General features: G+C 58.7%; 1 protein-coding gene. It reads right to left on the bottom strand.

From position 1 onward, the window contains the following. Nucleotides 1–59 precede the first annotated feature (59 nt). On the bottom strand, nucleotides 60–422 hold the full coding sequence (locus tag J8I87_RS44200; protein ID WP_209938949.1) for a tyrosine-type recombinase/integrase: 363 nt from the start codon (nucleotides 420–422) through the stop codon (nucleotides 60–62). Nucleotides 423–504 lie beyond the last annotated feature (82 nt).

The following is a 504-nucleotide window of genomic DNA, read 5'->3' as shown; positions in this document are numbered from 1 at the left end:
GGACCGCATCTTACCAGCGTCGCTTTGCACCCGCCAGGGCCACTTCTGGAAGTTATTTCTCACTCGTTCCATACCGCTTTTTCCGTCTTGAAGCCACGAATCGGCGCGTTTATTCGCAGGAAAACATTCCGACTCTCAGAATCGGCGCGTCCGTTTTTCAGGTAGTCGGCGATCGCTTCACCCACCGGTGCGAGTAATGGCAGGGGCGACTCCTGACCGCCTTTTCCGTGAATGTTCAACGTGCCCGTTTCCCAATCGATGTCATCCAGCGTCAAGGAAGCCACCTCGCCACCCCGCAATCCCAGCCGGGCAAGGAGGAGCAGAATCGCATAATCCCGGCGGCCGATTGGACGGCGGCGGTCGCAACTGGCCAACGCTCGCCTGGCATGCTCAGGGGATATCGCCTTGGGGATTGACGCCATTGACCAGTCAAATACCACCGGCAAAGCCGGTGGCTTGAAATTGTGAGCGCCTCAAAGGCGCCCATAAAACCGTGAGCCGCCG

Source organism: Paraburkholderia sp. LEh10 (assembly GCF_017814945.1).
Taxonomy (GTDB): domain Bacteria; phylum Pseudomonadota; class Gammaproteobacteria; order Burkholderiales; family Burkholderiaceae; genus Paraburkholderia.
The sequence above is the reverse complement of the archived record's forward strand: the minus strand, read 5'-3'. Positions and strand labels throughout refer to the sequence as shown.